We start from the raw sequence: 26,617 nt of genomic DNA, 5'->3' as shown, positions 1-26,617 counted from the left end.
ATCATGGCCAAGCTGACCACCGAAGAGCTGCTCGCCGCGTTCGAGGAGCTGACCCTCATCGAGCTGTCCGAGTTCATCAAGGCGTTCGAGGAGAAGTTCGACGTCACCGCCGCCGCCCCCGTGGCGATGGCCGCCGCCGGCGCCGGTGCGCCCGCCGCCGAGGCCGCCGAGGAGAAGGACGAGTTCGACGTCGTCCTCGAGGCCGCCGGCGACAAGAAGATCGGCGTCATCAAGGAGGTGCGCGCCCTCACCTCCCTCGGCCTGAAGGAGGCCAAGGACCTCGTCGACGGCGCCCCCAAGCCGGTCCTCGAGGGCGTCAACAAGGAGACCGCCGAGAAGGCTAAGGAGCAGCTCGAGGGCGCCGGCGCCACCGTCACCCTCAAGTGATGATCGCGGCCTGAGCCGCATCTCACCGCTTCACCCCGAGACCCCCGTCGCGCATCGCGCGACGGGGGTCTCGTGCATGGGTGGACAGGACTGGACCCCGGGGTTAGGATGGATCTTTGCATCTCCCCTGTTCCGTGCTGCCTGGAGGACGGCCTGACCGCCGACGGCCCGCACGGTGACGTGTGGCCTTCATATAGCGGTGGGCCCGCACCGTCCGCATCATGCGCACGGGGAGCGAACGGAACCCCAGAAGGCCTGTGGAAGGATCCTACGTGGTCGCCTCGAGCACCCATGAAACCGCTACTGTCTCCCCGCGATCCGGCGCATCCGCCGGACGCATCTCCTTCGCCAAGATCTCCGAGCCGCTGGACGTGCCGGACCTGCTGGCGCTGCAGACCGAGTCGTTCGACCGCCTGATCGGCAACGAGCGCTGGTCCGCGCGAGTGGAGCAGGCCCTCGCGGTCGACGACCACTCGGTGCCCGTGACCTCCGGGCTCACGGACATCTTCGAGGAGATCTCCCCGATCGAGGACTTCCAGGGCACCATGTCCCTGTCCTTCTCCGATCCGGAGTTCGCCGACGCGAAGATGACGGAGGAGGAGTGCAAGGACCGCGACGCGACCTTCGCCGCCCCGCTGTACGTCAAGGCCGAGTTCATGAACAACACGACCGGCGAGATCAAGCAGCAGACCGTGTTCATGGGCGACTTCCCGCTCATGACGCGCAACGGCACGTTCATCATCAACGGCACCGAGCGCGTCGTCGTGTCCCAGCTGGTCCGCTCCCCGGGCGCCTACTTCGAGCGCACCCCGGACAAGACCTCGGACAAGGAGATCTTCTCCGCCAAGATCATCCCCTCGCGCGGCGCGTGGTTCGAGCTCGAGGTGGACAAGCGCGACCAGGTCGGCGTCCGCCTCGACCGCAAGCGCAAGCAGCCCGTGACGGTGCTGCTCAAGGCCATGGGCTGGACCGAGTCCCGCATCCTCGAGGAGTTCGGCCAGTACGACTCCATCCGCGCGACCCTCGAGAAGGACGGCACCGCCGACCAGAACGAGGCGCTGCTGGACATCTACCGCAAGCTGCGCCCGGGCGAGCCCGCCGCCGTCGACGCGGCCCAGGCGCTGCTGAACAACCTGTACTTCACCCCGAAGCGCTACGACCTGGCGAAGGTGGGCCGCTACAAGCTCAACCGCAAGCTGGGCGTGGACGTGCACCTGGCCGACCCGAACGCCTCCGTGCTGACCGAGGACGACCTCGTGCAGATGGTGCACTTCATCGCCGCGCTGCACGCGGGCGAGAAGTCCATCAAGGGCACGCGCGACGGCGAGACCGTCGACGTGCGCGTCGAGGTCGACGACATCGACCACTTCGGCAACCGTCGCATCCGCGCGGTGGGCGAGCTGATCGAGAACCAGATCCGCACCGGCCTGTCCCGCATGGAGCGCGTCGTGCGCGAGCGCATGACCACGCAGGACGTCGAGGCGATCACCCCGCAGACCCTGATCAACATCCGCCCCGTGGTGGCGGCGATCAAGGAGTTCTTCGGCACCTCGCAGCTGTCGCAGTTCATGGACCAGAACAACCCGCTCGCGGGCCTGACCCACAAGCGCCGCCTCTCCGCGCTCGGCCCGGGCGGCCTGTCCCGTGACCGCGCCGGCATGGAGGTCCGTGACGTCCACCCGTCGCACTACGGCCGCATGTGCCCCATCGAGACCCCGGAAGGCCCGAACATCGGCCTCATCGGCTCGCTCGCGACCTTCGGCCGCATCAACTCCTTCGGCTTCATCGAGACGCCGTACCGCCGCGTGGTGGACGGCCGCGTCACCGACGACGTCGACTACCTGACCGCGGACGACGAGCTCGAGTTCCAGATCGCCCAGGCCAACGCGCCGGTGGACGCCGACGGCACCTTCGTCGAGGAGCTCGTCCTCTGCCGCCAGCGCGGCGGCGGCGGTGAGCCCGTGCTCTCCACCGTGGACGACATCGACTACATGGACGTGTCCCCGCGCCAGATGGTCTCCGCCGCCACGGCGCTGATCCCGTTCCTCGAGCACGACGACGCGAACCGCGCGCTCATGGGCGCCAACATGCAGCGCCAGGCCGTGCCGCTGCTCCAGTCGCAGGCCCCGTACGTCGGCACGGGCATGGAGAAGTACGTGGCCGTGGACGCGGGCGACTCCGTGACCGCCACCGCCCCCGGCGTGGTGACCGAGGTGGCCGCGGACCTGGTGACCGTCATGAACGACGACGGCACCACGACGCACTACCCGATCATGAAGTTCTCCCGCTCCAACCAGGGCAACGCGTACAACCAGCGCGTCCGCGTGTCCGAGGGCGACCGCGTCGAGCGCCTGAGCATCATCGCCGACGGCCCCGCCACGGACCACGGCGAGCTCGCGCTCGGCAAGAACCTCCTCGTCGCGTTCATGCCCTGGGAGGGCCTGAACTACGAGGACGCGATCATCCTGTCCCAGCGCATGGTCTCGGAGGACGTCCTCACCTCGATCCACATCGAGGAGCACGAGGTCGACGCCCGCGACACCAAGCTGGGCGCCGAGGAGATCACGCGCGACATCCCCAACGTGTCCGAGGAGGTGCTGGCCCAGCTCGACGAGCGCGGCATCATCCACATCGGCGCCGAGGTGGAGGCCGGCGACATCCTGGTCGGCCGCGTCACCCCGAAGGGCGAGACCGAGCTGACCCCGGAGGAGCGCCTGCTGCGCGCCATCTTCGGCGAGAAGTCCCGCGAGGTCCGCGACACGTCCCTGAAGGTGCCCCACGGCGAGTCCGGCACCGTCATCGGCGTGCGCATCTTCGACCGCGAGCAGGACGACGACCTCTCCCCGGGCGTCAACCAGCTCGTGCGCGTGTATGTCGCCCAGAAGCGCAAGATCACCGACGGCGACAAGATGGCCGGCCGCCACGGCAACAAGGGCGTCATCTCCAAGATCCTGCCCCTGGAGGACATGCCGTTCCTGGCGGACGGCACCCCGGTGGACATCGTCCTGAACCCCCTGGGCGTGCCCGGCCGCATGAACCTGGGCCAGGTCATGGAGCTGCACCTCGGCTGGGCCGCCTCGCGCGGCTGGGACATCGAGGGCGAGCCCGAGTGGATCGGCAACCTGCCGAACTTCCCGCGCCAGTCCGGCCCGGTCAACGTCGCCACCCCGGTGTTCGACGGCGCCGAGGCGGAGGAGATCACCGGCCTGCTGGGTCACGTGAACAAGACCCGCGACGGCGACCGGCTCATGGGCACCAACGGCAAGGCGCAGCTGTTCGACGGCCGCTCCGGCGAGCCGTTCCCGGACCCGATCTCCGTGGGCTACATGTACATGCTCAAGCTGCACCACCTGGTGGACGACAAGATCCACGCCCGCTCCACGGGCCCGTACTCGATGATCACGCAGCAGCCGCTGGGCGGCAAGGCCCAGTTCGGCGGCCAGCGCTTCGGCGAGATGGAGGTGTGGGCGCTCGAGGCGTACGGCGCCGCGTTCACCCTCCAGGAGCTGCTGACCATCAAGTCGGACGACATCCACGGCCGCGTGAAGGTCTACGAGGCCATCGTCAAGGGCGAGAACATCCCCGAGCCGGGTGTGCCGGAGTCCTTCAAGGTGCTCATCAAGGAGATGCAGTCCCTCTGCCTGAACGTGGAGGTCCTCTCCGCCGACGGCCAGACCATCGAGATGCGCGACGCGGAGGACGAGGTCTACCGCGCAGCCGAGGAGCTGGGCATCGACCTCTCCCACGCCGAGCCCAGCTCGGTCGAGGAAGTCTGATCCCGCTGACTCCCGCATCCCACCAGACGTCTACTGAGAACCACCGAACCAAGGAGTTCACCGGAGCATGAGCGTGAACAGCATGTCCACAGACAACTCTTTCGGCCTGATGCGCATCGGCCTGGCCACGGCGGAGGACATCCGCCGCTGGTCGTACGGCGAGGTCAAGAAGCCGGAGACCATCAACTACCGCACCCTGAAGCCGGAGAAGGACGGGCTCTTCTGCGAGAAGATCTTCGGCCCCACCCGTGACTGGGAGTGCGCGTGCGGCAAGTACAAGCGCGTGCGCTTCAAGGGCATCATCTGCGAGCGCTGCGGCGTCGAGGTGACCCGCTCCAAGGTGCGCCGTGACCGCATGGGCCACATCGAGCTGGCCGCCCCCGTCACCCACATCTGGTACTTCAAGGGCGTCCCGTCCCGGCTGGGCTACCTGCTGGACCTCGCCCCGAAGGACCTCGAGAAGGTCATCTACTTCGCGGCCTACATGATCACCTCGGTGGACGAGGAGGCGCGTCACCGCGACCTCCCCAACCTCCAGGCCGAGCACGACCAGGAGACCCGCGTCCTCGCCGACCAGCGCGACGCGGACGTCGCCGCCGTCGCCGCGGACCTCGAGAAGGACCTCGCGAAGCTGGAGTCCGAGGGCGCCAAGGCCGCGGAGAAGAAGAAGGCGCGCGACGCGGCGGACAAGACCATGTCCCAGATCCGCAAGCGCGCCGACGCCGAGCTGGACCGCAAGGAGCAGGTGTGGGACCGCTTCAAGAACCTCAAGGTCGCCGACCTCGAGGGCGATGAGGGCCTCTACCGCGCCATGCGCGACAAGTACGGCCAGTACTTCGAGGGCTCCATGGGCGCCGAGTCGATCCAGCGCCGTCTGCAGACCTTCGACCTGCAGGCCGAGTCCGAGATGCTCCGCGAGACCATCAAGACCGGCAAGGGCCAGCGCAAGACCCGCGCCCTGAAGCGTCTGAAGGTCGTCAACGCGTTCCTCACCACGGACAACTCGCCCACGGGCATGGTCCTGGACGCGGTCCCGGTGATCCCGCCGGAGCTGCGCCCCATGGTCCAGCTCGACGGCGGCCGCTTCGCGACCTCCGACCTGAACGACCTGTACCGCCGCGTGATCAACCGCAACAACCGCCTGAAGCGGCTGCTCGACCTCGGCGCGCCTGAGATCATCGTGAACAACGAGAAGCGCATGCTCCAGGAGGCCGTGGACTCCCTGTTCGACAACGGCCGCCGCGGCCGTCCCGTCACCGGGCCGGGCAACCGGCCGCTGAAGTCGCTGTCCGACATGCTCAAGGGCAAGCAGGGCCGCTTCCGCCAGAACCTGCTCGGCAAGCGCGTGGACTACTCGGGCCGTTCGGTCATCGTGGTGGGCCCGCAGCTGAAGCTGCACCAGTGCGGCCTGCCGAAGCAGATGGCGCTCGAGCTCTTCAAGCCGTTCGTGATGAAGCGCCTCGTGGACCTCAACCACGCGCAGAACATCAAGTCGGCCAAGCGCATGGTCGAGCGCTTCCGCCCGCAGGTGTGGGACGTGCTCGAGGAGGTCATCACCGAGCACCCCGTGCTGCTGAACCGCGCGCCCACCCTGCACCGCCTCGGCATCCAGGCGTTCGAGCCGCAGCTCGTGGAGGGCAAGGCCCTCCAGCTGCACCCGCTCGTCTGCGGCGCGTTCAACGCGGACTTCGACGGCGACCAGATGGCCGTGCACCTGCCGCTCTCCCCGGAGGCGCAGGCGGAGGCCCGTCTGCTCATGCTCTCGAGCCACAACATCCTGAAGCCCTCGGACGGCCGCGCGGTCGCCGTGCCGGCCCAGGACATGATCATCGGCCTGAACCACCTCACCACGGTGCGGGCGGACGAGGCCGGCGCGGGCACGCAGTACTCCACCGTCGCGGAGGCCATCATGGCGTTCGACGGCGGCGACCTGCACCTCAACGCCCCCGTCACCATCGGCGTGGACGGCTTCGTGCCGTCGGCGGCGGTCCCGGCCCCCGAGGGCTGGAGCGAGGGCGAGCGCGCCTTCATCGAGACGACGCTGGGCAAGGTGCTCTTCAATGAGCTCCTCCCGGCGGACTACCCGTGGCTGGACGCGCAGGCCACCAAGGGCACCCTCGGCCAGCTGGTCAACGACCTCGCCGAGCGGTACCCGATGGTGACCACCGCCCAGACCCTGGACAACCTCAAGGACGCGGGCTTCCACTGGGGCACGTGGTCCGGCGTGACGGTGGCGATCTCGGACATCACGTCCGACTTCGACAAGGCCTCCATCATGGAGGGCTACGAGGCGCAGTCGCAGCGCGTGCAGAGCCAGTACGACAAGGGCCTCATCGCGGACGACGAGCGTCGCTCCGAGCTGATCGACATCTGGAACAAGGCCACCGACGAGGTCGCCGCGGCCATGAAGGCCGGCCTGTCCGAGCTGAACACGATCAACCGCATGGTGTCCTCGGGCGCCCGAGGCAACTGGCTGCAGGTCCGCCAGATCGCGGGCATCCGCGGCCTCGTGGCCAACCCGAAGGGCGAGATCATCCCGCGCCCGATCAAGTCCTCGTACCGCGAGGGCCTGTCGGTGCTCGAGTACTTCTCCGCCACCCACGGTGCCCGCAAGGGCCTCGCGGACACCGCGCTGAAGACCGCGAACTCGGGCTACCTGACCCGTCGTCTCGTGGACGTCTCCCAGGACGTCATCGTCCGCGAGGAGGACTGCGGCACGGAGCGCGGCCTGTCCGTGACCATCGCCGTGCCCAACGCCGACGGAGAGCTCGTCATTCACGAGCAGGTGGAGAACTCGGCCTTCGCCCGCACCCTCGCGCAGGACGTGACGGGTGAGGACGGCACCGTGCTGGCCACCGCCGGTGCGGACGTGGGCGACGTGCTCATCGGCGAGCTGGTGGACGCCGGCGTGTCCGAGATCAAGGTCCGCTCCGTGCTGACCTGCGAGTCGGCCGTGGGCACGTGCGCCAAGTGCTATGGCCGCTCCATGGCCACGGGCCAGCTCGTGGACATCGGCGAGGCCGTGGGCATCATCGCGGCCCAGTCGATCGGCGAGCCCGGCACCCAGCTGACCATGCGCACGTTCCACACCGGCGGCGTCGCGTCGGCGGACGACATCACCCAGGGCCTTCCCCGCATCCAGGAGCTCTTCGAGGCCCGCACGCCCAAGGGCGTGGCCCCGATCTCCGAGGTGGCGGGCCGGGTGCAGATCGAGGACACCGACGCGTCGGTGCGCCTGATCCTCACCCCGGACGACGGCTCCGAGGAGATCGCCTACCCCGTGCTGCGCCGTGCGCGCCTGCTCGTGGAGGACGGCGAGCACGTGGCCGTGGGCACCCAGCTCGTGGCCGGCGCCGTGGACCCCAAGCAGGTCCTGCGCGTGCTCGGTCCGCGTGCCGCCCAGCGCTTCCTCGTGGAGGAGGTGCAGGACGTGTACCAGTCGCAGGGCGTGGGCATCCACGACAAGCACGTGGAGGTCATCGTCCGCCAGATGCTGCGGCGCGTCACCGTCATCGAGAACGGCGACACGGACCTGCTGCCGGGCGAGCTGACGGACCGGCCGCGCTTCGTGGCCGCCAACCGGGCCGCCGTGGCCGAGGGCCGTCAGCCGGCCTCCGGGCGCGACGAGCTCATGGGCATCACGAAGGCCTCGCTGGCGACCGACTCGTGGCTCTCGGCCGCGTCCTTCCAGGAGACGACCCGCGTCCTCACGCAGGCGGCCATGGAGGGCAAGTCGGACCCGCTGCTGGGCCTGAAGGAGAACGTGATCATCGGCAAGCTGATCCCGGCCGGCACCGGCCTGGACCGCTACACGAAGACCACGGTGGAGCCCACGGACGAGGCCAAGGCGAACCTGTACGCCTCGCCGGTCGGCTTCGCGGACTTCGACTACCCGGGCCTGGACCAGCCGCTCGGCGAGAGCGAGTTCCACGCCGTGTCGCTCGACGACTACGGCCGCGGGGGCGACTTCCGCGCCTGATCCGCTCCGGGCGGGCCGCTGCGGCGGTCCGCCCGGTCCCGGATGCGACGAGGGCCCGTCCCTCCTCCGCCTGAGGGCGGGGGAGGGACGGGCCCTCTCGCGTGCGGCCTCGCGGGTCCGGTCAGCGGCGGGACATGTACACGTCGAAGGCCTTCGCGAGCGGGCGGTTCAGCGGCAGGTCCCACTCCCCGAGGGTCTGCACGATGTCGGCGCCCTGCGTCGTCTTGAACTCCGTGAGCCCGGAGAGCTTGTGCTCCTGGTCCACCGAGCCGCTCACGCCGCCCAGGTCCAGCCACAGGCAGCCCGCCTCGATGGCGGCCTCGACCTGCTTCAGCTGCAACAGGCGCGGGGCGTCCCGCTGCCGCTCGCGCTGGGATGAGGCGCTGTAGGGGCGCCACGCCATCTGGCCCTGCTGGAAGTGGAACGCCGCCGCGACCGGCTCGCCCTCGTGCTCGGCGAGGAAGAAGGTCACGTCCGCGATCGGCGAGGAGCCGAGGTTCTGGATGATCTTGGCGAAGTAGTCCTGCGGGCGGCCCGTGAACTTGTCGCGCTCCGCGGTCTCGTCGTTGAGGCGGTCCCAGTCGTCGAGGCGCTCGGGGCCGGCGGTCACGACGTCCAGGTCGTTGCGCGTGGAGCGGCGGGTGCGCTTGCGGCTCGACCCGCTCATCCGGGCCAGCCAGCCGTCCACGTCCAGTCCCTCGAGCGGGATGCGGGCCTGGAACATGGGCTGGCCGGCGGCGAAGTCGGCGCTGACCTCCGGCTCCTTCCAACCCGCCTCGCGCAGGGACTGCTGGGTGCGCAGGGCGTCCTCGGAGACCTCGCAGGGCAGGTCCGTGAGCATCGAGGACTCGGGGTCCGGGAGCGCCTTGCGCACCACGTCCGCCTCCCAGCGGCGCACGACGCCGGGCGGGCCGACGCGCACCAGAAAGGCGCCCTGGGACTTCAGCTCGGCCACGAGCGGGGTGAGCGCGTCGACGAGCTCAACGCCCTCGTCCAGCACGGGGCCGTCCGCCACGTAGGCGAGGAACGCGCGCCCCAGCACGGGGACGCGCGAGGGGACCGGCAGGGGTCGGCCGAGCACGAGCGCCGCGCCCACCAGCTCGTCGCCGCGGTGGATGCCCAGCGACTGGGCGCGCCACTCGGACTTCACCTTCGCCCAGCTCGGGTTCTGGAGGAAGGAGGTGAGGGGATGCCGGGCCAGGAACTCGGTGTGCTCGGCGGCCGTGATCGCGCGCACCGTGAGGGGGGAGCCGGGCGCGGAGGAGGGGGGATTCGAGGCGGAGGCTGGTTGTGACATCACGGCGGTCAGTCTACGCAGGAGGCCCCGGAGCGTCCCGGGTCTGTCCCGGGATCGGCCCCGGGCCCGGGGCGGGCAGCACCCCTGGTTGGTCGGTGCGAGGCGGCGTGGTAGCCTGGTGGACGATTGTTTTTCGTGTGGCACAGTGGACTCGGTCCGGTCGCGGGGTTCTTGCGCGACAGATGCCACACTTTTGCACGCCTGCGGACGTTTGCTCGAAGCACGCCCCCACAGGAGAGGCAGAGCCGAGGAACGAGCAGAGCCGGCGCCCGCCACGGGCCAGCCGGCGGATCACGTCAGCGATCACCGAACAGGAAGACTGAAGAGTGCCTACGATTCAGCAGCTGGTCCGCAAGGGCCGCTCACCGAAGGTCGTCAAGACCAAGGCCCCTGCGCTGCAGGGGAACCCGATGCGTCGTGGCGTGTGCACCCGTGTGTACACCACGACCCCCAAGAAGCCGAACTCCGCCCTGCGCAAGGTCGCCCGCGTCCGCCTCAACGGCGGCGTCGAGGTCACGGCCTACATCCCGGGCGAGGGCCACAACCTGCAGGAGCACTCGATCGTGCTCGTCCGCGGCGGTCGTGTGAGGGACCTCCCCGGCGTGCGCTACAAGATCGTGCGCGGCGCGCTGGACACCCAGGGCGTCAAGAACCGCGGCCAGGCCCGCTCCCGCTACGGCGCCAAGAAGGAGAAGAAGTAATGCCTCGTAAGGGTCCCGCGCCGAAGCGCCCCCTCGTCGTCGATCCCGTCTACGGCTCCCCCCTGGTCACGCAGCTGATCAACAAGGTGCTCATCGACGGCAAGAAGTCCACCGCAGAGCGCATCGTGTACGGCGCGCTCGAGGGTGCCCGCGCCAAGAACGGCGCCGATCCCGTGGCCACGCTCAAGAAGGCCATGGACAACATCAAGCCGGCCCTCGAGGTCCGCTCCCGCCGCGTCGGCGGCGCCACCTACCAGGTGCCCGTCGAGGTCAAGCCGGGGCGTTCCACGGCGCTGGCCCTGCGCTGGCTCGTGGGCTTCGCGAAGGCCCGCCGCGAGAAGACCATGACCGAGCGTCTGATGAACGAGATCCTGGACGCCTCGAACGGTCTGGGCGGTGCGGTCAAGCGCCGCGAGGACACCCACAAGATGGCCGAGGCCAACAAGGCCTTCGCCCACTACCGCTGGTGATCCCCCCGGCCCGGGGTGCGTGACGCGCGCACCCCGGGCCGCAGGCCGTCGGCCCCCGGGCTCGACGTCCCATCCGAACCCATCCCTCGAGCCCCCAACACCACCCGAGCAAGGGAGACACCGTGGCACAGGACGTGCTGACCGACCTGACGAAGGTCCGCAACATCGGCATCATGGCCCACATCGATGCCGGCAAGACCACCACCACCGAGCGCATCCTGTTCTACACGGGTGTCAACCACAAGCTCGGCGAGACCCACGACGGCGCCTCGACGACCGACTGGATGGAGCAGGAGAAGGAGCGCGGCATCACCATCACCTCCGCCGCGGTGACCTGCTTCTGGAAGAACACCCAGATCAACATCATCGACACCCCCGGGCACGTCGACTTCACCGTCGAGGTGGAGCGCTCCCTGCGCGTGCTCGACGGCGCCGTGGCCGTGTTCGACGGCAAGGAGGGCGTGGAGCCCCAGTCGGAGACCGTGTGGCGTCAGGCGGACAAGTACAACGTCCCCCGCATCTGCTTCGTCAACAAGATGGACAAGCTGGGCGCGGACTTCTACTTCACCGTGGACACCATCGTCTCCCGCCTCGGCGCGAAGCCCCTCGTGATGCAGCTGCCGATCGGCTCCGAGAACGACTTCGTGGGCGTCGTGGACCTGCTCTCCATGAAGGCCTTCGTGTGGCCGGGCGACGCCAAGGGCGACGTGACCATGGGGGCCGAGTACGAGACCCGCGAGATCCCCGCGGAGCTCCAGGAGAAGGCCGAGGAGTACCGCGCGCAGCTCGTGGAGGCCGTCGCCGACGCCTCCGAGGAGCTCATGGAGAAGTACCTCGAGGGCGAGGAGTTCACCACCGAGGAGATCGAGGCCGGCGTCCGCCACCTGACCGTGAACGCCCTGGCGTACCCGGTCTTCTGCGGCTCCGCGTTCAAGAACCGCGGCGTGCAGCCCATGCTCGACGCCGTCGTCTCCTACCTGCCGAACCCGCTCGACGCGGGCGCCGTGGTGGGCCACGACGTCAACGACGAGGAGAAGGAGATCACCCGCGAGGCCTCGAAGGAGGAGCCGTTCTCGGCCCTGGCCTTCAAGATCGCCACGCACCCCTTCTTCGGCACCCTCACCTTCATCCGCGTGTACTCCGGTCGCCTGGAGTCCGGTGCGCAGATCCTCAACGCCACCAAGGGCAAGAAGGAGCGCATCGGCAAGCTGTTCCAGATGCACGCCAACAAGGAGATGCCCGTCGACGAGGTCGTCGCCGGCCACATCTACGCGGTGATCGGCCTGAAGGACACCACCACGGGCGACACGCTGTGCAACCCGGCGCACCCGATCATCCTCGAGTCGATGACCTTCCCGGAGCCCGTGATCTCCGTGGCCATCGAGCCGAAGACCAAGGGTGACCAGGAGAAGCTCTCCACCGCCATCCAGAAGCTCGTCGCCGAGGATCCCACGTTCCGCGTGAACCTCAACGAGGAGACCGGCCAGACCGAGATCGGCGGCATGGGCGAGCTCCACCTGGACGTGTTCGTGGACCGCATGAAGCGCGAGTTCAAGGTCGAGGCCAACGTGGGCAAGCCCCAGGTCGCGTACCGCGAGACCATCAAGCGCAAGGTCGAGAAGCTCGACTACACGCACAAGAAGCAGACCGGCGGCTCCGGCCAGTTCGCCAAGGTGCAGCTCTCCTTCGAGCCGCTGGACACCGCGGACGGCGAGGTCTACGAGTTCGAGAACGCCGTCACCGGCGGTCGCGTGCCCCGTGAGTACATCCCCTCCGTGGACGCCGGCATCCAGGACGCCATGAAGTTCGGCGTCCTCGCGGGCTACCCCATGGTGGGCGTGAAGGCGATCCTGCTCGACGGCGCGTACCACGACGTCGACTCCTCGGAGATGGCGTTCAAGATCGCCGGCTCGCAGGCCTTCAAGGAGGGTGTCCGCAAGGCCAGCCCCGTGCTCCTCGAGCCGCTCATGTCGGTCGAGGTCCGCACCCCGGAGGAGTTCATGGGCGACGTCATCGGCGACCTGAACTCCCGCCGCGGCCAGATCCAGTCCATGGAGGACGCCACCGGCGTGAAGGTCGTCAAGGCCCTCGTGCCGCTGTCCGAGATGTTCGGCTACATCGGCGACCTGCGCTCCCGCACCCAGGGTCGCGCGGTGTACTCGATGACGTTCCACTCCTACGCCGAGGTCCCCAAGGCCGTGGCCGACGAGATCATCCAGAAGTCCCAGGGCGAGTGACCAGCAGCCGCACTCGCTGAACGGCATGCCCCGCCCGGAGACCGAGAGGTCCCCGGGCGGGGCGCCCCGGACGGGACGACCGGCCGGGATTTCCCCAACCCCGCACCATCCCAGTAGACTCAGTCGAGTTGTCAGCACGTCTCACGCGCGGCTGAACCGTCTTCTGACGATGAACCAGTTCTTAGGAGGAACTAGTGGCAAAGGCAAAGTTCGAGCGGACCAAGCCGCACGTCAACATCGGCACCATCGGCCACGTTGACCACGGCAAGACCACGCTGACCGCCGCCATCTCGAAGGTCCTGTACGACAAGTACCCGGACCTGAACGAGGCCCGTGACTTCGCGACGATCGACTCGGCCCCCGAGGAGCGTCAGCGCGGCATCACGATCAACATCTCCCACGTGGAGTACCAGACCGACAAGCGCCACTACGCGCACGTCGACGCCCCCGGTCACGCCGACTACATCAAGAACATGATCACCGGCGCGGCCCAGATGGACGGCGCGATCCTCGTGGTCGCCGCCACCGACGGCCCCATGGCCCAGACGCGCGAGCACGTGCTGCTCGCCCGTCAGGTCGGCGTGCCGGCCCTGCTCGTGGCCCTGAACAAGTCGGACATGGTCGAGGACGAGGAGCTCCTCGAGCTCGTCGAGATGGAGGTCCGCGAGCTGCTGTCCTCCCAGGAGTTCGACGGCGACGACGCTCCCGTCATCCGCACCTCCGGCCTCAAGGCCCTCGAGGGCGACGAGAAGTGGGTCAAGACCGTCGAGGAGCTCATGGACGCCGTGGATGACTTCATCCCGGATCCGGTCCGCGACAAGGACAAGCCGTTCCTCATGCCCATCGAGGACGTCTTCACCATCACCGGCCGTGGCACCGTGGTGACCGGCCGCGCCGAGCGTGGCACCCTGGCCATCAACTCGGACGTGGAGATCGTGGGCATCCGCCCCGTGCAGAAGACCACCGTCACCGGCATCGAGATGTTCCACAAGCAGCTCGACGAGGCCTGGGCCGGCGAGAACTGCGGTCTGCTGCTCCGCGGCCTGAAGCGCGACGACGTCGAGCGCGGCCAGGTCGTGGTGAAGCCGGGCTCCATCACCCCGCACACCAACTTCGAGGCGAACGTCTACATCCTGTCCAAGGACGAGGGTGGCCGTCACAACCCGTTCTACTCGAACTACCGCCCGCAGTTCTACTTCCGCACCACCGACGTCACCGGCGTCATCACGCTGCCCGAGGGCACCGAGATGGTCATGCCCGGCGACACCACCGAGATGTCGGTCGAGCTGATCCAGCCGATCGCCATGGAGGAGGGCCTCGGCTTCGCCATCCGTGAGGGTGGCCGCACCGTGGGCTCCGGCCGCGTCACCAAGATCACTGCGTGATCTGACGTCCGCTCACTGAGCGGGCGGCCACGCGAGGGCCCCCTCACCCGTACGGGTGAGGGGGCCCTCGCGCGTCCCCGCGCGGCGAGGCCGGAGTCGCGTCCGGTGGCCGGGCGTCGTGGAGGGCCTCCGACGCCCGGCTATGGTGGGGGCATGGACCTCCTCATCACCCTCCTCGTCGTCCTGGCCGTCGTGGCCGCCGTCGTCTGGGGCCTGCGCACCTTCCGCCCCGAGATCGAGCGGGCCCGCCGCATCCGCCGTGCCGAGCGCGGGGGCGAGCTGCGTCGGTGAGCGCTCCCGGCCCGCGCACGCTGTTCCGCCTGGCCGCACGCGCGGAGATGGTCACGTGGGCGCTGCTCCTCGCGGCCATGGCGCTCAAGTACAGCGGCACCACGGACGCCCTGATGGCGGCCGCCGGCGGCGTGCACGGGTTCGTCTTCCTCTGCTACGCCCTGATCACCGTGGCGGTGTGGATCGACGGCCGCTGGTCCGCGGGCCGGGGGCTGGCCGGCCTGGCCTCCTCCGTGGTGCCGTTCATGACGGTCCCCTTCGAGCGGTCCGCGGCCCGTCGCGGAGAGCCGGCGGAGTCCTGGCGCGCCCCGGCCCGTGCCGAGCACGAGCGCACCGCCCCTGAGCGCCTCGTCGTGGCCGTCCTGCGCCACCCGCTCGTCAGCGCCCTCGCCGCCGTCGTCCTCGTGGCCCTCGTCTTCACCCTGCTCCTGAACGCGGGACCGCCGACCGAGTGGGGCCGCTGAGGCCGTACGACGGGCCGCCCTGCGGCCGCGGGGGAGGGGCTCACCGGCCGATTGGCGGGGTGGGCCCTTCTCTGTCATACTGGATCAGTTGCTCAAGCGCCATTGTGCGGTCGTCGTGTGTCTCGCGGCGTCGCTCGGCCCAGACGCAGCGCATCCACTCCGACCGCGCCCTCAGGGCGCGTGCCTCCTCACCGAGGCGACACGCCCGAGTGCGTGGACCGGAGGCCGGCGGCGGCGAGGAACCCGGTGGAACCGGATTCGCCCCGCGCGGACGATGGACAAAAGGCGGCCCCCCGGGGTGCGCCGCACAGGGACAGGAACAGCACACCCGACGAGAGAGGCGTGACGCCATGGCGGGACAGAAGATCCGCATCCGGCTGAAGTCGTACGACCACGAGGTCATCGACGTCTCGGCCCGCAAGATCGTTGACACGGTCACGCGCGCAGGCGCGACGGTGGTGGGCCCCGTGCCCCTGCCGACAGAGAAGAACGTGTACTGCGTTATCCGTTCTCCCCACAAGTACAAGGACAGCCGCGAGCATTTCGAGATGCGCACCCACAAGCGGCTCATCGACATCATCGACCCGACCCCCAAGGCCGTCGACTCGCTCATGCGACTGGACCTGCCCGCGGACGTCAACATCGAGATCAAGCTCTGAGAGGGAGGTGCTGAGAGACTATGACCAACAACACCCAGAACGTGAAGGGCCTGCTGGGCACGAAGCTCGGCATGACCCAGGTCTGGGATGAGGAGAACAACCTCATCCCCGTGACCGTGGTCCAGGCTGACGCGAACGTCGTCACCCAGCTGCGCTCGGCCGAGACGGACGGCTACAGCGCCGTCCAGATCGCCTACGGCCAGATCGACCCCCGCCGCGTGACCAAGCCCCTGGCCGGTCACTTCGAGAAGGCCGGCGTCACGCCGCGCCGCCACCTCGTCGAGCTCCGCACCGCGGACGCCGCCGAGTACACGCTGGGCCAGGACGTGACCGTCGAGGTCTTCCAGGCCGGCCAGAAGGTCGACGTCGTCGGCACCACCAAGGGCAAGGGCTTCGCCGGCGCCATGAAGCGCCACGGCTTCTCCGGCGTGGGCGCCTCGCACGGTGCGCACAAGAACCACCGCAAGCCCGGCTCCGTGGGCGGCGCGTCCACCCCCGGTCGCGTGTTCAAGGGCCAGCGCATGCCCGGTCGCATGGGTGCCGTCCGCCAGACCACCATGAACCTGACGCTCCACGGCATCGACGTGGAGAACAACCTCCTGCTGATCAAGGGCGCCGTGCCCGGCTCCAAGGGCCAGGTCGTTCTCGTCCGCAGCGCCGTGAAGGGAGCCTGAGACCATGGCTGAGAACTCCGTGAAGACCGTCCAGGTCGAGCTGCCCGCCGAGATCTTCGACGTGCAGGCCAACGTCCCGCTGATGCACCAGGTCGTCGTGGCCCAGCTGGCCGCGGCCCGCCAGGGCACGCACAAGGTCAAGCGCCGCGGCGAGGTGTCCGGCGCCGGCCGCAAGCCGTTCAAGCAGAAGGGCACCGGTCGCGCCCGTCAGGGCTCCATCCGCGCCCCGCACATGACCGGCGGCGGCATCGTCCACGGCCCCACGCCGCGTGACTACTCGCAGCGCACCCCCAAGAAGATGAAGGCCGCCGCCCTCCGCGGCGCCCTGTCGGACCGCGCCCGCAACGGCCGCGTCCACGTCGTCGAGGCCCTCGTGTCCGGGACCACCCCGTCCACCAAGGCCGCCAAGGCGGGTCTCGAGTCGCTGAGCACCGGCCGGAAGAACATCCTGCTGGTGATCGACCGCGCCGACGACCTCACCGCCCTGTCCGCACGCAACCTGCCCGCGGTCCACACCCTCTACGCCGACCAGCTGAACACCTACGACGTGCTCGTCTCCGACGACGTCGTGTTCACCCAGGCGGCCTACGAGCAGTACGTGGCCCAGGCCTCCGGTGCCAAGAAGGAGGATGCCCAGTGAGCGGCTCCATCAACAAGGATCCCCGCGACGTGATCATCGCTCCCGTCGTGTCGGAGAAGAGCTACGGTCTGATCGACGAGGGCAAGTACACCTTCCTGGTCGACCCGCGCTCCAACAAGACCGAGATCAAGCAGGCGGTGGAGCGCATCTTCAACGTCGACGTCGCCTCGGTCAACACCCTGAACCGTCCCGGCAAGCGCCGCCGCACCCGCTTCGGGTGGGGTCAGCGCAAGTCGACCAAGCGAGCCATCATCTCGCTCAAGGACGGCGCGACCATCGACATCTTCGGAGGTCCGCTCGCCTCTTGAGGCGATGCGGAGACCACTTAATCGAGGAAGACACCCATGGCTATCCGTAAGTACAAGCCGACCACCCCGGGCCTTCGCGGCTCGTCCGTGGCCGACTTCGCAGAGATCACCCGGTCCACGCCGGAGAAGTCCCTTCTCCGCCCGCTGCACAAGACCGGCGGCCGCAACAACACGGGCCGCATCACGACCCGTCACAAGGGCGGCGGCCACAAGCGCCAGTACCGTCTGGTCGACTTCCGTCGTCACGACAAGGACGGCGTGCCCGCCACTGTCGCTCACATCGAGTACGACCCGAACCGCACCGCCCGCATCGCGCTCCTGCACTATGCGGACGGCGCCAAGCGCTACATCCTGGCCCCGGCCAAGCTGCAGCAGGGCGACACGGTGGAGGCCGGCCCGAACGCCGACATCAAGCCCGGCAACAACCTGCCGCTACGCAACATCCCCGTGGGCACCACGATCCACGCGGTGGAGCTGCGTCCCGGCGGCGGTGCCAAGATGGCCCGCTCCGCCGGCGCCTCCGTGCAGCTCGTCGCCCGTGAGGGCAAGTACGCGCAGCTGCGCCTGCCCTCCGGCGAGATCCGCAACGTCGACGTCCGCTGCCGCGCGACGATCGGCGAGGTCGGCAACGCCGAGCAGTCGAACATCAACTGGGGCAAGGCCGGCCGCATGCGCTGGAAGGGCGTCCGCCCGACCGTCCGCGGCGTCGTCATGAACCCCGTCGACCACCCGCACGGCGGTGGCGAGGGCAAGACCTCCGGTGGTCGCCACCCGGTCAACCCCAACGGCAAGCCCGAGGGTCGCACCCGCCGCCCGAACAAGGAAAGCGACAAGCTCATCGTGCGTCGCCGCCGTACCGGCAAGAACAAGCGATAAGGGAGCTGAGAAGACATGCCTCGTAGCCTGAAGAAGGGCCCCTTCGTGGATCAGCACCTTTACCTCAAGGTTCTGGCCGAGAACGACAAGGGCAGCAAGAACGTCATCAAGACCTGGTCCCGCCGGTCGATGATCATCCCGGACATGCTGGGTCACACCATCGCCGTCCATGACGGCCGCAAGCACGTCCCGGTGTTCGTCACCGAGTCGATGGTGGGTCACAAGCTGGGCGAGTTCGCCCCCACCCGCACGTTCCGCGGCCACGTGAAGGACGACAAGAAGGGCAAGCGTCGCTGAGCCTCACGGCTCGCGGTGCTTGACCTTCGAGAGAAAGAGAGAAGCAATGGAAGCCAAGGCAATTGCGCGCCACCTGCGCGTGACGCCGATGAAGGCCCGGCGCGTCGTCGACCTGGTCCGTGGCAAGCAGGCCACCGAAGCGCTCGCCATCCTGAAGTTCGCCCAGCAGGGCGCTTCGGAGCCGGTGTTCAAGCTCGTGACCTCCGCGGTGGCGAACGCCCGAGTCAAGGCCGATCGCGAGGGCGTCGCCTTCAACGAGGAAGCCCTGTACATCACAGAGGCCTTCGTGGACGAGGGCCCGACGATGAAGCGGTTCCAGCCCCGTGCTCAGGGCCGCGCGTTCCGCATCAACAAGCGCACCAGCCACGTCACCGTGGTGGTCGCATCCAAGGACGAGAAGGGTGGGAACTGACCAATGGGACAGAAGATCAACCCCAACGGGTTCCGCCTCGGCATCACCACCGACCACGTCTCGCACTGGTTCGCGGACTCCCACAAGGAGGGCCAGCGCTACGCTGACTTCCTCAAGGAGGACATCAAGATCCGCGAGCTGATGACCCACGGCATGGAGCGCGCCGGCATCTCCAAGGTGGAGATCGAGCGCACCCGTGACCGCGTGCGGGTGGACATCCACACCGCCCGCCCGGGCATCGTGATCGGTCGCCGCGGCGCAGAGGCCGACCGCATCCGCGGTGAGCTCGAGAAGCTCACCCGCAAGCAGATCCAGCTGAACATCCTCGAGGTCAAGAACCCCGAGACCGATGCGCAGCTCGTCGCCCAGGGCGTCGCGGAGCAGCTCGCCTCGCGCGTGGCCTTCCGCCGCGCGATGAAGAAGGCCATCCAGTCCGCCATGCGGGCCGGGGCCCAGGGCATCCGCATCCAGTGCGCCGGCCGTCTCGGCGGCGCCGAGATGAGCCGTTCGGAGTTCTACCGCGAGGGCCGCGTGCCGCTGCACACCCTCCGCGCGAACATCGACTTCGGCAAGTTCGAGGCGAAGACCACCTTCGGCCGCATCGGCGTGAAGGTCTGGATCTACAAGGGCGACCTGACCGCCAAGGAGCTCGCGGCCAAGGAGGCGGCCCAGCCGTCCGGCCGCGGCCGTGGCCGTGACGACCGTCGCGGCGGCGCCCCCGCCGGCGGCGAGCGCCGCCGTCGCAATGACCGTGCCGAGCGTGCTCCCCGCCAGGAGAACGCCGGCGCCGGCGCCGAGACCCCGGCCGCCGCTCCCGCTGAAGGAGGCAACGCCTGATGCTGATCCCCCGTCGCGTCAAGCACCGCAAGCAGCACCACCCCAAGCGTTCCGGCGCCGCCAAGGGCGGCACCACCGTGACGTTCGGCGAGTGGGGCATCCAGGCGCTCACGCCGGCCTATGTGACCAACCGTCAGATCGAGGCCGCCCGTATCGCCATGACCCGCTACATCAAGCGTGGCGGCAAGGTCTGGATCAACATCTACCCGGACCGCCCGCTGACCAAGAAGCCCGCCGAGACCCGCATGGGCTCCGGCAAGGGCTCCACGGAGTGGTGGGTCGCCAACGTCAAGCCCGGACGCGTGCTGTTCGAGCTCTCGGGCGTCTCCGAGGACGTGGCCCGCGAAGCGCTGCGTCTGGCCATCCACAAGCTGCCGCTGAAGGCCCGAATCATCCGTCGAGAGGGTGGTGAGTGATCCATGGCCATCGGTACCAAGGATCTGAACGTCGAGTCCCTGGACGGACAGGACAACGCGAGCCTGCTGGAGGCCCTCAAGGCCTCCAAGGAGGAGCTGTTCAACCTGCGCTTCCAGGCCGCCACCGGCCAGCTGGACAACGCCAGCCGGCTGAAGACCGTCAAGCGTGACATCGCGCGCATCTACACGATCCTGCGCGAGCGCGAGCTGGGCATCCGTGGCGATGTCCCCGCCGCGGCGCAGGCTGAGCCGAAGAACGAGGAGGCTGCCCAGTGACCGAGCAGACCGCTGCCAGCACCGAGGAGCGCGGCTACCGCAAGGCGCTCCGCGGCGTCGTCGTGTCCGACAAGATGGACAAGACCATCGTCGTCGAGGTCGAGGACCGCAAGAAGCACGCCCTGTACGGCAAGGTGCTCAAGTCGTCGAAGCGCGTGAAGGCGCACGACGAGGAGAACACCGCCGGCGTGGGCGACCGCGTCCGCATCGCCGAGACCCGCCCGCTGTCCGCCTCCAAGCGGTGGCGCCTGGTGGAGATCGTCGAGCGCGCCAAGTGATGCCCGCGGTCCGGTGAGTCCGGACCGCACCACAGAGCCGCCCCGTGCATCAGCACGGGGCGGCTCTGTGCTAGAGTGGAGTGTTCGTGCGCCCTTTGTTGGCAGGACCATCCATCCTGCGTGCCGAGGGTGTCGCACGCCGATCCCGGATCCGCCTCGGCCCTGCCCCGCGCATCGATCCGCGTCCATGGGCCCGCAGCTGTCTGAAAACGCTGTGCGGCCCGTGCCGCGGAGACGTCCGCCACGGGGGCAGGGGTAAGCGTCCCGGGATGACCGTTCAACCGTTCCGCAAGGCTCGCCCAACAGTGGGGGAGAACCGGCGCGACGCTAGGAGAGACAAGTGATCCAGCAGGAGTCGCGGCTCAAGGTCGCCGACAACACCGGTGCGAAGGAGATCCTGACCATCCGTGTTCTCGGTGGCTCAGGACGCCGCTACGCAGGAATCGGCGACACGATTGTCGCCACCGTCAAGGACGCCATCCCCGGCGGCAACGTCAAGAAGGGCGATGTCGTCAAGGCCGTGGTGGTGCGGACCCGCAAGGAGTCCCGCCGTCCCGACGGCTCGTACATCCGCTTCGATGAGAACGCGGCCGTGATCCTCAAGACCGACGGCGAGCCCCGTGGCACGCGCATCTTCGGTCCCGTGGGGCGCGAGCTGCGCGACAAGCGCTTCATGAAGATCGTGTCGCTCGCCCCGGAGGTGATCTGACCCTCATGGCCAAGATCAAGAAGGATGACCTCGTGCAGGTCATCGCAGGCAAGGACAAGGGCAAGCAGGGCAAGGTCCTGCGCGTCTTCCCCGCCGACGAGCGAGTGCTGGTGGAGGGCGTCAACCGCGTCACCAAGCACCTGCGCGCCGGCCAGAACAACAACGGATCCACCGAGGGCGGCCTGCAGGTCGTCGAGGCCCCGATCCACATCTCGAACGTGGCCGTCGTGGACCCCGAGACCCAGAAGCCGACCCGTGTGGGCTACCGCTTCGAGACCGTCCAGAAGGGCGGCGAGGACGTCACCGTGAAGGTGCGCTTCGCCAAGTCCTCGGGGAAGGAGCTGTGATGACCGAGGTGCAGCAGACCGAGAAGGTCACCCCGCGTCTGAAGGCCAAGTACCGCGACGAGATCCGCGGCGGCCTCCAGGAGCAGTTCCAGTACGCGAACGTCATGCAGGTGCCGGGCCTCGTGAAGGTCGTCGTGAACATGGGTGTCGGCGAGGCCGCCAAGGACTCCAAGATCATCGACGGCGCCGTCACGGACCTCACCGCGATCACCGGCCAGAAGCCGATGGTCACCAAGGCCCGCAAGTCCATCGCGCAGTTCAAGCTGCGTGAGGGCATGCCGATCGGCACGCACGCCACCCTCCGTGGCGACCGCATGTGGGAGTTCCTGGACCGCCTCGTCACGCTCGCGCTCCCGCGCATCCGTGACTTCCGCGGCCTGTCCGACCGCCAGTTCGACGGCAACGGCAACTACACCTTCGGCCTGTCCGAGCAGACCGTGTTCCACGAGATCGATCAGGACAAGATCGACCGCGTGCGCGGCATGGACATCACCGTGGTGACCACCGCCAAGAACGACGACGAGGGCCGCGCGCTGCTGAAGGCGCTGGGCTTCCCGTTCAAGACCGACCAGTAAGACCTCCGCGCCACAGGTCCCCCACCGGTGAACCGGTGCGGGAAACCACGGCGAGAAAGGGCGGAAGCCCACATGACCATGACCGATCCCGTCGCAGACATGCTCACCCGTCTGCGCAACGCCAATTCGGCCTACCACGACACCGTGTCCATGCCGTCCTCCAAGCTGAAGACCCGCCTCGCGGAGATCCTCAAGGCAGAGGGCTACATCCAGGACTGGCGTGAAGAGGAGGCCGAGGTCGGCAAGAAGCTGACCATCGACCTGAAGTTCGGCCCGCAGCGTGAGCGCGCGATCGCCGGCCTGCGTCGTATCTCCAAGCCGGGCCTTCGCGTGTACGCGAAGTCCACCACCCTGCCCCACGTGCTGGGCGGCCTCGGCATCGCCATCCTGTCCACCTCCTCGGGTCTGCTCACGGACCGCCAGGCCGCCAAGAAGGGCGTGGGTGGGGAAGTCCTCGCCTACGTCTGGTGACGGGCGAGACGGAAGAAAGGCTGAACTGATATGTCGCGAATCGGACGTCTGCCGATCACCATCCCGAGCGGCGTCGATGTCACCATCGACGGCGCCCGCGTCTCCGTGAAGGGCCCCAAGGGCCAGCTGGAGCACACGCTGCCCACGCCCATCACGGCCACCCTCGAGGAGGGGCAGGTCATCGTGGCCCGTCCCGACGACGAGCGCGAGTCCCGCTCCCTCCACGGCCTGTCCCGCACCCTGATCAGCAACATGGTCGAGGGCGTGACCAACGGCTTCTCCAAGCAGCTCGAGGTCGTCGGCACCGGCTACCGCGTGCAGGCCAAGGGTCAGGACCTCGAGTTCGCCCTGGGCTACTCCCACCCCGTCCCGGTGAAGTGCCCCGAGGGCATCGCGTTCACCGTCGCGGGCAACACGGTGACCGTCGCCGGCATCGACAAGCAGAAGGTCGGCGAGACCGCCGCCAACATCCGCAAGCTGCGTCGCCCTGACCCGTACAAGGGCAAGGGCGTCCGCTATGCGGGCGAGCAGATCCGCCGCAAGGCCGGAAAGGCAGGTAAGTGATGTCTACTCTGAAGGTGAAGGGCAAGGGCAAGTTCAACGCCCGCACCCGCCGCCACCTCCGGGTGCGCAAGCGGATCTCCGGCACCACCGTCCGTCCCCGCCTCGTCGTCAACCGCTCCGCGCGCCACATGTTCGTGCAGATCGTGGACGACACGCAGAGCCGCACGCTCGCCTCTGCCTCCACCATGGAGGCTGACGTGCGCGCGCTCGAGGGCGACAAGACGGCCAAGGCCAAGCGCGTCGGCGAGCTCGTCGCCCAGCGTGCCCAGGCCGCCGGCATCGACGCCGTGGTCTTCGACCGCGGCGGCAACAAGTACCACGGGCGCGTTGCGGCCGTGGCCGACGGTGCGCGAGAGGGTGGGCTGAAGCTGTGAGCGAGAACAACAACGAGAAGGGCACCCAGGTGACCGAGACCACCGAGACCCCCGTGTCCGAGACCGCCTCGGGCTCGGCCAGCCACACCACCGAGCGTTCCGCCGGCGGCCGTGGCGGTCGCGACGGCGGTCGCGGCGGGCGTGACGGAGACCGTCGCGGTCGTCGTGACGACCGCAACGGTCGCGGCAACGACGAGGAGAAGGACGCGTTCCTCGAGCGCGTCGTCGCCATCAACCGCGTGTCCAAGGTCGTCAAGGGCGGCCGCCGCTTCTCCTTCACCGCCCTCGTGGTGGTGGGTGACGGCGACGGCACCGTCGGTGTGGGCTACGGCAAGGCGAAGGAGGTCCCCGCCGCGATCCAGAAGGCCGTGGAGGAGGCCAAGAAGTCCTTCTTCCGCGTGCCCCGCGTGGGCTCCACCATCCCGCACCTCGTGCAGGGTGAGGACGCCGCCGGCGTCGTGCTGCTGCGTCCGGCGTCCCCGGGTACCGGCGTGATCGCCGGCGGTCCGGTGCGTGCCGTGCTGGAGTGCGCCGGCATCCACGACGTGCTCTCCAAGTCCATGGGCTCCGTGAACGCCATCAACATCGTCCGCGGCACCGTGGACGCGCTGAAGCGCCTCGAGGAGCCCCAGGCCGTCGCGGCCCGCCGCGGCAAGTCCCTGGACGAGATCGCGCCCCACGCGATGCTGCGCACCATGGAGAACGACCGCGCCAAGAAGAGCGCGCAGAAGGCAGGTGTGTGAGCCGTGTCTGAGCCCACTCGCAAGAACGTCCAGCCCTCGGACGCCACTCTGGTGATCACCCAGACCCGTGGCGTGACGGGGACCAAGCAGAACCAGCGGGACACCCTCCGCTCGCTCGGCCTCAAGCGGATCGGCCACCAGGTCACCCGCAAGGCCGACGCGGCGACCGTGGGCATGGTCAACACCGTGCCGCACCTGGTGTCCGTGGAGGAGGTCAACCATGGCTGAGAACGACGCCATCAAGATCCACGACCTGCGTCCTGCCCCCGGAGCCAAGACCGCCAAGACCCGCGTGGGTCGAGGCGAGGGCTCCAAGGGCAAGACCGCCGGCCGTGGCACCAAGGGCACGAAGTCCCGCTACCAGGTCCGTGTGGGCTTCGAGGGCGGCCAGCTGCCCCTGCACATGCGACTGCCGAAGCTTCGCGGCTTCAAGAACCCGTTCCGCACCGAGTACCAGGTGGTCAACCTGGACAAGCTCTCGGCGCACTTCCCGCAGGGCGGTGAGGTGTCCGTGGACGCCCTCGTCGCCGCGGGCCTCGTCCGCAAGAACCAGCCCGTGAAGGTGCTGGGGACCGGCGAGATCACCGTTCCGGTGCAGGTCACCGCGAACGCCTTCTCCGCCTCCGCGGTCGAGAAGATCGCGGCGGCCGGCGGCTCGACGCAGACCGTCTGATCCGCTGATCGACCACACGGGCCCCGGGCCCGGGGCCATCCGCCCCGGCCCGGGGCCTTCGTGCTCCGTGTAGACTCGCACGGTGGCCCGCCCGGTGCGGCGGGCCCTCGTGCGTCCCCCGCGTGGGGGAGCGCCGAACCCCCACCCCCCCCCGCAGGAGGACATGTGTTCAAGGCCATCGCGCGGATCGCCCGGACGCCGGACCTGAGGCGGAAGATCTTCTTCACGCTCGGTCTCATCGCGGTCTACCGGCTCGGGGCCTTCGTGCCCTCCCCGGGTGTGGACTACGCGGCGGTGCAGACCTGCCTGGCCTCCGGCAGCACCACCGGGGGCCTCTACTCGTTCGTGAACATGTTCTCGGGCGGGGCGCTGCTCCAGGTCTCGGTCTTCGCGCTGGGGATCATGCCGTACATCACGGCCTCCATCATCGTCCAGCTGCTGCGCGTGGTGATCCCGCGCTTCGAGCAGCTCCACCAGGAGGGGCCGCAGGGCCAGGCCACCCTGACGCAGTACACCCGGTACCTCACCATCGCGCTCGCCCTCCTCCAGGCCACCACCATGACGTCGCTGGCCCGTTCCGGCGCGCTGCTCAACTGCAGCATCCCCCTCCTGCGGGACGACTCGCTGCTCACCGTCCTCCTCGTGGTGATCGTCCTGGCCACCGGCTGCGTCGTCGTGATGTGGCTGGGCGAGCGGATCACGGAGAACGGGGTCGGCAACGGCATCTCCCTGCTGATCTTCGCCTCGATCGCGGCGAGCTTCCCGTCCGGCATCGCGCAGGTGCTGCAGACCCAGGGGTGGCGCACGTTCGCCGTCGTGATGGTGGTCGGCCTCCTGACGATGCTGGCCATCGTGTTCGTGGAGGAGTCCCAGCGCCGGATCCCGGTGCAGTACGCGAAGCGGCAGATCGGCTCGCGCACCGTGGGCGGCTCGAGCACGTTCATCCCGATCAAGGTCAACATGGCCAACGTGATCCCGGTGATCTTCGCGTCTTCCGTGCTGATGCTCCCGGGCATCCTGATCCAGTTCAACACCCCGCAGGACGGCTCCGCACCGCCCGCATGGGTGGGCTTCCTCAGCACGTACTTCTCCGGGGGGGACCACCCCGTCTACATGGCGCTGTACCTGCTGCTGATCATCGGCTTCACCTACTTCTACGTCTCCATCACGTTCAACCCGCAGGAGATCTCGGACAACATGAAGCGGTACGGCGGCTTCATCCCGGGTGTGCGGGCGGGGCGCCCCACGGAGCGCTACCTCCAGTACGTCATCAGCCGGATCACGCTCCCCGGTGCCCTGTATCTGGGTATCGTGGCCATGATCCCGCTGATCGCCTTCGTGCTGATCGGCGCCAACCAGAACTTCCCGTTCGGCGGCACGTCCATCCTCATCATGGTGGGCGTGGGCCTCCAGACGGTGAAGCAGATCAACGCGCAGATGGAGCAGCGCCACTATGAGGGCCTGCTGCGCTGAGCGGCCGCCACGGACGTCCACCATCTCG

General features: G+C 68.7%; 31 protein-coding genes. 30 read left to right on the top strand and 1 reads right to left on the bottom strand.

Annotated features, from left to right (window positions below; genetic code table 11):
- The first annotated feature begins 3 nt into the window (after positions 1-3).
- From rplL to AAG742_RS08805, 3 genes are all read left to right on the top strand, one after another.
- Positions 4-387 carry a 50S ribosomal protein L7/L12 gene (gene rplL / locus AAG742_RS08815; RefSeq protein WP_298711730.1) on the top strand — a complete coding sequence of 128 codons (384 nt, stop codon included), beginning with the start codon at positions 4-6 and terminating at the stop codon, positions 385-387.
- Positions 388-659: 272 nt separating this feature from the next.
- Positions 660-4,163 carry a DNA-directed RNA polymerase subunit beta gene (locus AAG742_RS08810; RefSeq protein ID WP_248116042.1) on the top strand — a complete coding sequence of 1,168 codons (3,504 nt, stop codon included), beginning with the start codon at positions 660-662 and terminating at the stop codon, positions 4,161-4,163.
- An 82-nt stretch (positions 4,164-4,245) separates the two neighbouring features.
- Positions 4,246-8,142, top strand: coding sequence for a DNA-directed RNA polymerase subunit beta' (locus AAG742_RS08805; protein WP_298711866.1), 3,897 nt, complete (start codon positions 4,246-4,248; stop codon positions 8,140-8,142).
- A 121-nt stretch (positions 8,143-8,263) separates the two neighbouring features.
- On the opposite strand, the gene AAG742_RS08800 is transcribed toward AAG742_RS08805, so the two are convergent.
- Complete coding sequence (locus AAG742_RS08800; RefSeq protein WP_298711727.1) at positions 8,264-9,439, bottom strand: peptidoglycan bridge formation glycyltransferase FemA/FemB family protein; 1,176 nt, start codon at positions 9,437-9,439, stop codon at positions 8,264-8,266.
- 326 nt (positions 9,440-9,765) lie between these two features.
- On the opposite strand from AAG742_RS08800, the gene rpsL reads away from it, so the two are divergent.
- From rpsL to secY, 27 genes are all read left to right on the top strand, one after another.
- Positions 9,766-10,140 carry a 30S ribosomal protein S12 gene (gene rpsL / locus AAG742_RS08795; RefSeq protein ID WP_135028796.1) on the top strand — a complete coding sequence of 125 codons (375 nt, stop codon included), beginning with the start codon at positions 9,766-9,768 and terminating at the stop codon, positions 10,138-10,140.
- Positions 10,140-10,610 (top strand): 30S ribosomal protein S7, encoded by a 471-nt coding sequence (gene rpsG, locus AAG742_RS08790; protein ID WP_248116038.1) that lies wholly within the window; start codon positions 10,140-10,142, stop codon positions 10,608-10,610. The genes rpsL and rpsG overlap by 1 nt, the downstream gene beginning before the upstream one ends.
- Before the next feature lie 122 nt (positions 10,611-10,732).
- Positions 10,733-12,847 (top strand): elongation factor G, encoded by a 2,115-nt coding sequence (fusA, locus tag AAG742_RS08785; protein ID WP_298711724.1) that lies wholly within the window; start codon positions 10,733-10,735, stop codon positions 12,845-12,847.
- Between the two features lie 194 nt (positions 12,848-13,041).
- The gene (tuf, locus tag AAG742_RS08780) at positions 13,042-14,232 is read left to right on the top strand and encodes an elongation factor Tu (RefSeq protein WP_248116035.1); all 1,191 of its coding nucleotides are present in this window, start codon (positions 13,042-13,044) and stop codon (positions 14,230-14,232) included.
- A gap of 153 nt (positions 14,233-14,385) precedes the next feature.
- Entirely contained in the window at positions 14,386-14,523 is a 138-nt protein-coding gene (locus AAG742_RS08775; RefSeq protein ID WP_248116033.1) for a hypothetical protein, read from the top strand.
- Positions 14,520-14,987, top strand: a complete 468-nt coding sequence (locus AAG742_RS08770; RefSeq protein ID WP_298711721.1) for a DUF3817 domain-containing protein — start codon at positions 14,520-14,522, stop codon at positions 14,985-14,987. The genes AAG742_RS08775 and AAG742_RS08770 overlap by 4 nt, the downstream gene beginning before the upstream one ends.
- A gap of 350 nt (positions 14,988-15,337) precedes the next feature.
- Complete coding sequence (gene rpsJ / locus AAG742_RS08765) at positions 15,338-15,646, top strand: 30S ribosomal protein S10 (RefSeq protein ID WP_002857463.1); 309 nt, start codon at positions 15,338-15,340, stop codon at positions 15,644-15,646.
- 20 nt (positions 15,647-15,666) lie between these two features.
- Positions 15,667-16,320 carry a 50S ribosomal protein L3 gene (rplC, locus tag AAG742_RS08760; protein WP_248116029.1) on the top strand — a complete coding sequence of 218 codons (654 nt, stop codon included), beginning with the start codon at positions 15,667-15,669 and terminating at the stop codon, positions 16,318-16,320.
- Positions 16,321-16,324: 4 nt separating this feature from the next.
- Positions 16,325-16,960, top strand: coding sequence for a 50S ribosomal protein L4 (gene rplD / locus AAG742_RS08755; protein WP_248116027.1), 636 nt, complete (start codon positions 16,325-16,327; stop codon positions 16,958-16,960).
- The gene (gene rplW / locus AAG742_RS08750) at positions 16,957-17,268 is read left to right on the top strand and encodes a 50S ribosomal protein L23 (RefSeq protein WP_248116025.1); all 312 of its coding nucleotides are present in this window, start codon (positions 16,957-16,959) and stop codon (positions 17,266-17,268) included. The genes rplD and rplW overlap by 4 nt, the downstream gene beginning before the upstream one ends.
- Before the next feature lie 36 nt (positions 17,269-17,304).
- The gene (gene rplB / locus AAG742_RS08745; protein WP_248116023.1) at positions 17,305-18,144 is read left to right on the top strand and encodes a 50S ribosomal protein L2; all 840 of its coding nucleotides are present in this window, start codon (positions 17,305-17,307) and stop codon (positions 18,142-18,144) included.
- Between the two features lie 15 nt (positions 18,145-18,159).
- Positions 18,160-18,441, top strand: a complete 282-nt coding sequence (rpsS, locus tag AAG742_RS08740; protein WP_248116020.1) for a 30S ribosomal protein S19 — start codon at positions 18,160-18,162, stop codon at positions 18,439-18,441.
- 46 nt (positions 18,442-18,487) lie between these two features.
- On the top strand, positions 18,488-18,853 hold the full coding sequence (gene rplV / locus AAG742_RS08735) for a 50S ribosomal protein L22 (RefSeq protein ID WP_343282068.1): 366 nt from the start codon (positions 18,488-18,490) through the stop codon (positions 18,851-18,853).
- A 3-nt stretch (positions 18,854-18,856) separates the two neighbouring features.
- Entirely contained in the window at positions 18,857-19,690 is an 834-nt protein-coding gene (gene rpsC, locus AAG742_RS08730) for a 30S ribosomal protein S3 (RefSeq protein ID WP_248116016.1), read from the top strand.
- Entirely contained in the window at positions 19,690-20,106 is a 417-nt protein-coding gene (rplP, locus tag AAG742_RS08725; protein ID WP_248116014.1) for a 50S ribosomal protein L16, read from the top strand. The genes rpsC and rplP overlap by 1 nt, the downstream gene beginning before the upstream one ends.
- Before the next feature lie 3 nt (positions 20,107-20,109).
- A complete protein-coding gene (gene rpmC, locus AAG742_RS08720; RefSeq protein ID WP_248116012.1) occupies positions 20,110-20,382 on the top strand; it encodes a 50S ribosomal protein L29 in 273 nt (90 codons plus the stop codon).
- On the top strand, positions 20,379-20,660 hold the full coding sequence (gene rpsQ, locus AAG742_RS08715) for a 30S ribosomal protein S17 (protein ID WP_298711718.1): 282 nt from the start codon (positions 20,379-20,381) through the stop codon (positions 20,658-20,660). Before rpmC ends, rpsQ begins: the two co-directional genes overlap by 4 nt.
- Positions 20,661-21,000: 340 nt before the next feature.
- The gene (gene rplN / locus AAG742_RS08710; protein ID WP_248116010.1) at positions 21,001-21,369 is read left to right on the top strand and encodes a 50S ribosomal protein L14; all 369 of its coding nucleotides are present in this window, start codon (positions 21,001-21,003) and stop codon (positions 21,367-21,369) included.
- Positions 21,370-21,374: 5 nt separating this feature from the next.
- Positions 21,375-21,716 carry a 50S ribosomal protein L24 gene (rplX, locus tag AAG742_RS08705; protein ID WP_248116008.1) on the top strand — a complete coding sequence of 114 codons (342 nt, stop codon included), beginning with the start codon at positions 21,375-21,377 and terminating at the stop codon, positions 21,714-21,716.
- Positions 21,716-22,291 (top strand): 50S ribosomal protein L5, encoded by a 576-nt coding sequence (gene rplE / locus AAG742_RS08700; RefSeq protein ID WP_248116006.1) that lies wholly within the window; start codon positions 21,716-21,718, stop codon positions 22,289-22,291. Before rplX ends, rplE begins: the two co-directional genes overlap by 1 nt.
- A 72-nt stretch (positions 22,292-22,363) precedes the next feature.
- On the top strand, positions 22,364-22,762 hold the full coding sequence (gene rpsH, locus AAG742_RS08695) for a 30S ribosomal protein S8 (RefSeq protein ID WP_248116004.1): 399 nt from the start codon (positions 22,364-22,366) through the stop codon (positions 22,760-22,762).
- Positions 22,763-22,792: 30 nt separating this feature from the next.
- Positions 22,793-23,326, top strand: a complete 534-nt coding sequence (gene rplF / locus AAG742_RS08690) for a 50S ribosomal protein L6 (protein ID WP_248116002.1) — start codon at positions 22,793-22,795, stop codon at positions 23,324-23,326.
- Positions 23,326-23,700 (top strand): 50S ribosomal protein L18, encoded by a 375-nt coding sequence (rplR, locus tag AAG742_RS08685; RefSeq protein ID WP_248116000.1) that lies wholly within the window; start codon positions 23,326-23,328, stop codon positions 23,698-23,700. Before rplF ends, rplR begins: the two co-directional genes overlap by 1 nt.
- The gene (gene rpsE / locus AAG742_RS08680; protein ID WP_248115998.1) at positions 23,697-24,443 is read left to right on the top strand and encodes a 30S ribosomal protein S5; all 747 of its coding nucleotides are present in this window, start codon (positions 23,697-23,699) and stop codon (positions 24,441-24,443) included. The genes rplR and rpsE overlap by 4 nt, the downstream gene beginning before the upstream one ends.
- Before the next feature lie 3 nt (positions 24,444-24,446).
- On the top strand, positions 24,447-24,671 hold the full coding sequence (gene rpmD, locus AAG742_RS08675) for a 50S ribosomal protein L30 (RefSeq protein ID WP_248115996.1): 225 nt from the start codon (positions 24,447-24,449) through the stop codon (positions 24,669-24,671).
- A complete protein-coding gene (gene rplO, locus AAG742_RS08670) occupies positions 24,664-25,116 on the top strand; it encodes a 50S ribosomal protein L15 (protein WP_298987176.1) in 453 nt (150 codons plus the stop codon). Before rpmD ends, rplO begins: the two co-directional genes overlap by 8 nt.
- A 165-nt stretch (positions 25,117-25,281) precedes the next feature.
- Entirely contained in the window at positions 25,282-26,589 is a 1,308-nt protein-coding gene (gene secY, locus AAG742_RS08665) for a preprotein translocase subunit SecY (protein ID WP_248115992.1), read from the top strand.
- Positions 26,590-26,617: the final 28 nt, after the last annotated feature.

Source organism: Micrococcus sp. 2A (genome assembly GCF_039519235.1).
Classification (GTDB): domain Bacteria; phylum Actinomycetota; class Actinomycetes; order Actinomycetales; family Micrococcaceae; genus Micrococcus.
This window is presented reverse-complemented; position numbering and strand designations above follow the sequence as displayed.

Coding starts and splice junctions, on each gene's coding strand:
- rplL (WP_298711730.1), top strand. CDS start 4: ATGGCCAAGCTGACCACCGAAGAGCTGCTCGCCGCGTTCGAGGAGCTG.
- AAG742_RS08805 (WP_298711866.1), top strand. CDS start 4,246: ATGTCCACAGACAACTCTTTCGGCCTGATGCGCATCGGCCTGGCCACG.
- AAG742_RS08800 (WP_298711727.1), bottom strand. CDS start 9,439: ATGTCACAACCAGCCTCCGCCTCGAATCCCCCCTCCTCCGCGCCCGGC.
- rpsG (WP_248116038.1), top strand. CDS start 10,140: ATGCCTCGTAAGGGTCCCGCGCCGAAGCGCCCCCTCGTCGTCGATCCC.
- AAG742_RS08775 (WP_248116033.1), top strand. CDS start 14,386: ATGGACCTCCTCATCACCCTCCTCGTCGTCCTGGCCGTCGTGGCCGCC.
- rpsJ (WP_002857463.1), top strand. CDS start 15,338: ATGGCGGGACAGAAGATCCGCATCCGGCTGAAGTCGTACGACCACGAG.
- rplC (WP_248116029.1), top strand. CDS start 15,667: ATGACCAACAACACCCAGAACGTGAAGGGCCTGCTGGGCACGAAGCTC.
- rplD (WP_248116027.1), top strand. CDS start 16,325: ATGGCTGAGAACTCCGTGAAGACCGTCCAGGTCGAGCTGCCCGCCGAG.
- rplB (WP_248116023.1), top strand. CDS start 17,305: ATGGCTATCCGTAAGTACAAGCCGACCACCCCGGGCCTTCGCGGCTCG.
- rpsS (WP_248116020.1), top strand. CDS start 18,160: ATGCCTCGTAGCCTGAAGAAGGGCCCCTTCGTGGATCAGCACCTTTAC.
- rplV (WP_343282068.1), top strand. CDS start 18,488: ATGGAAGCCAAGGCAATTGCGCGCCACCTGCGCGTGACGCCGATGAAG.
- rpsC (WP_248116016.1), top strand. CDS start 18,857: ATGGGACAGAAGATCAACCCCAACGGGTTCCGCCTCGGCATCACCACC.
- rplP (WP_248116014.1), top strand. CDS start 19,690: ATGCTGATCCCCCGTCGCGTCAAGCACCGCAAGCAGCACCACCCCAAG.
- rpmC (WP_248116012.1), top strand. CDS start 20,110: ATGGCCATCGGTACCAAGGATCTGAACGTCGAGTCCCTGGACGGACAG.
- rplX (WP_248116008.1), top strand. CDS start 21,375: ATGGCCAAGATCAAGAAGGATGACCTCGTGCAGGTCATCGCAGGCAAG.
- rplE (WP_248116006.1), top strand. CDS start 21,716: ATGACCGAGGTGCAGCAGACCGAGAAGGTCACCCCGCGTCTGAAGGCC.
- rpsH (WP_248116004.1), top strand. CDS start 22,364: ATGACCATGACCGATCCCGTCGCAGACATGCTCACCCGTCTGCGCAAC.
- rplF (WP_248116002.1), top strand. CDS start 22,793: ATGTCGCGAATCGGACGTCTGCCGATCACCATCCCGAGCGGCGTCGAT.
- rplR (WP_248116000.1), top strand. CDS start 23,326: ATGTCTACTCTGAAGGTGAAGGGCAAGGGCAAGTTCAACGCCCGCACC.
- rplO (WP_298987176.1), top strand. CDS start 24,664: ATGGCTGAGAACGACGCCATCAAGATCCACGACCTGCGTCCTGCCCCC.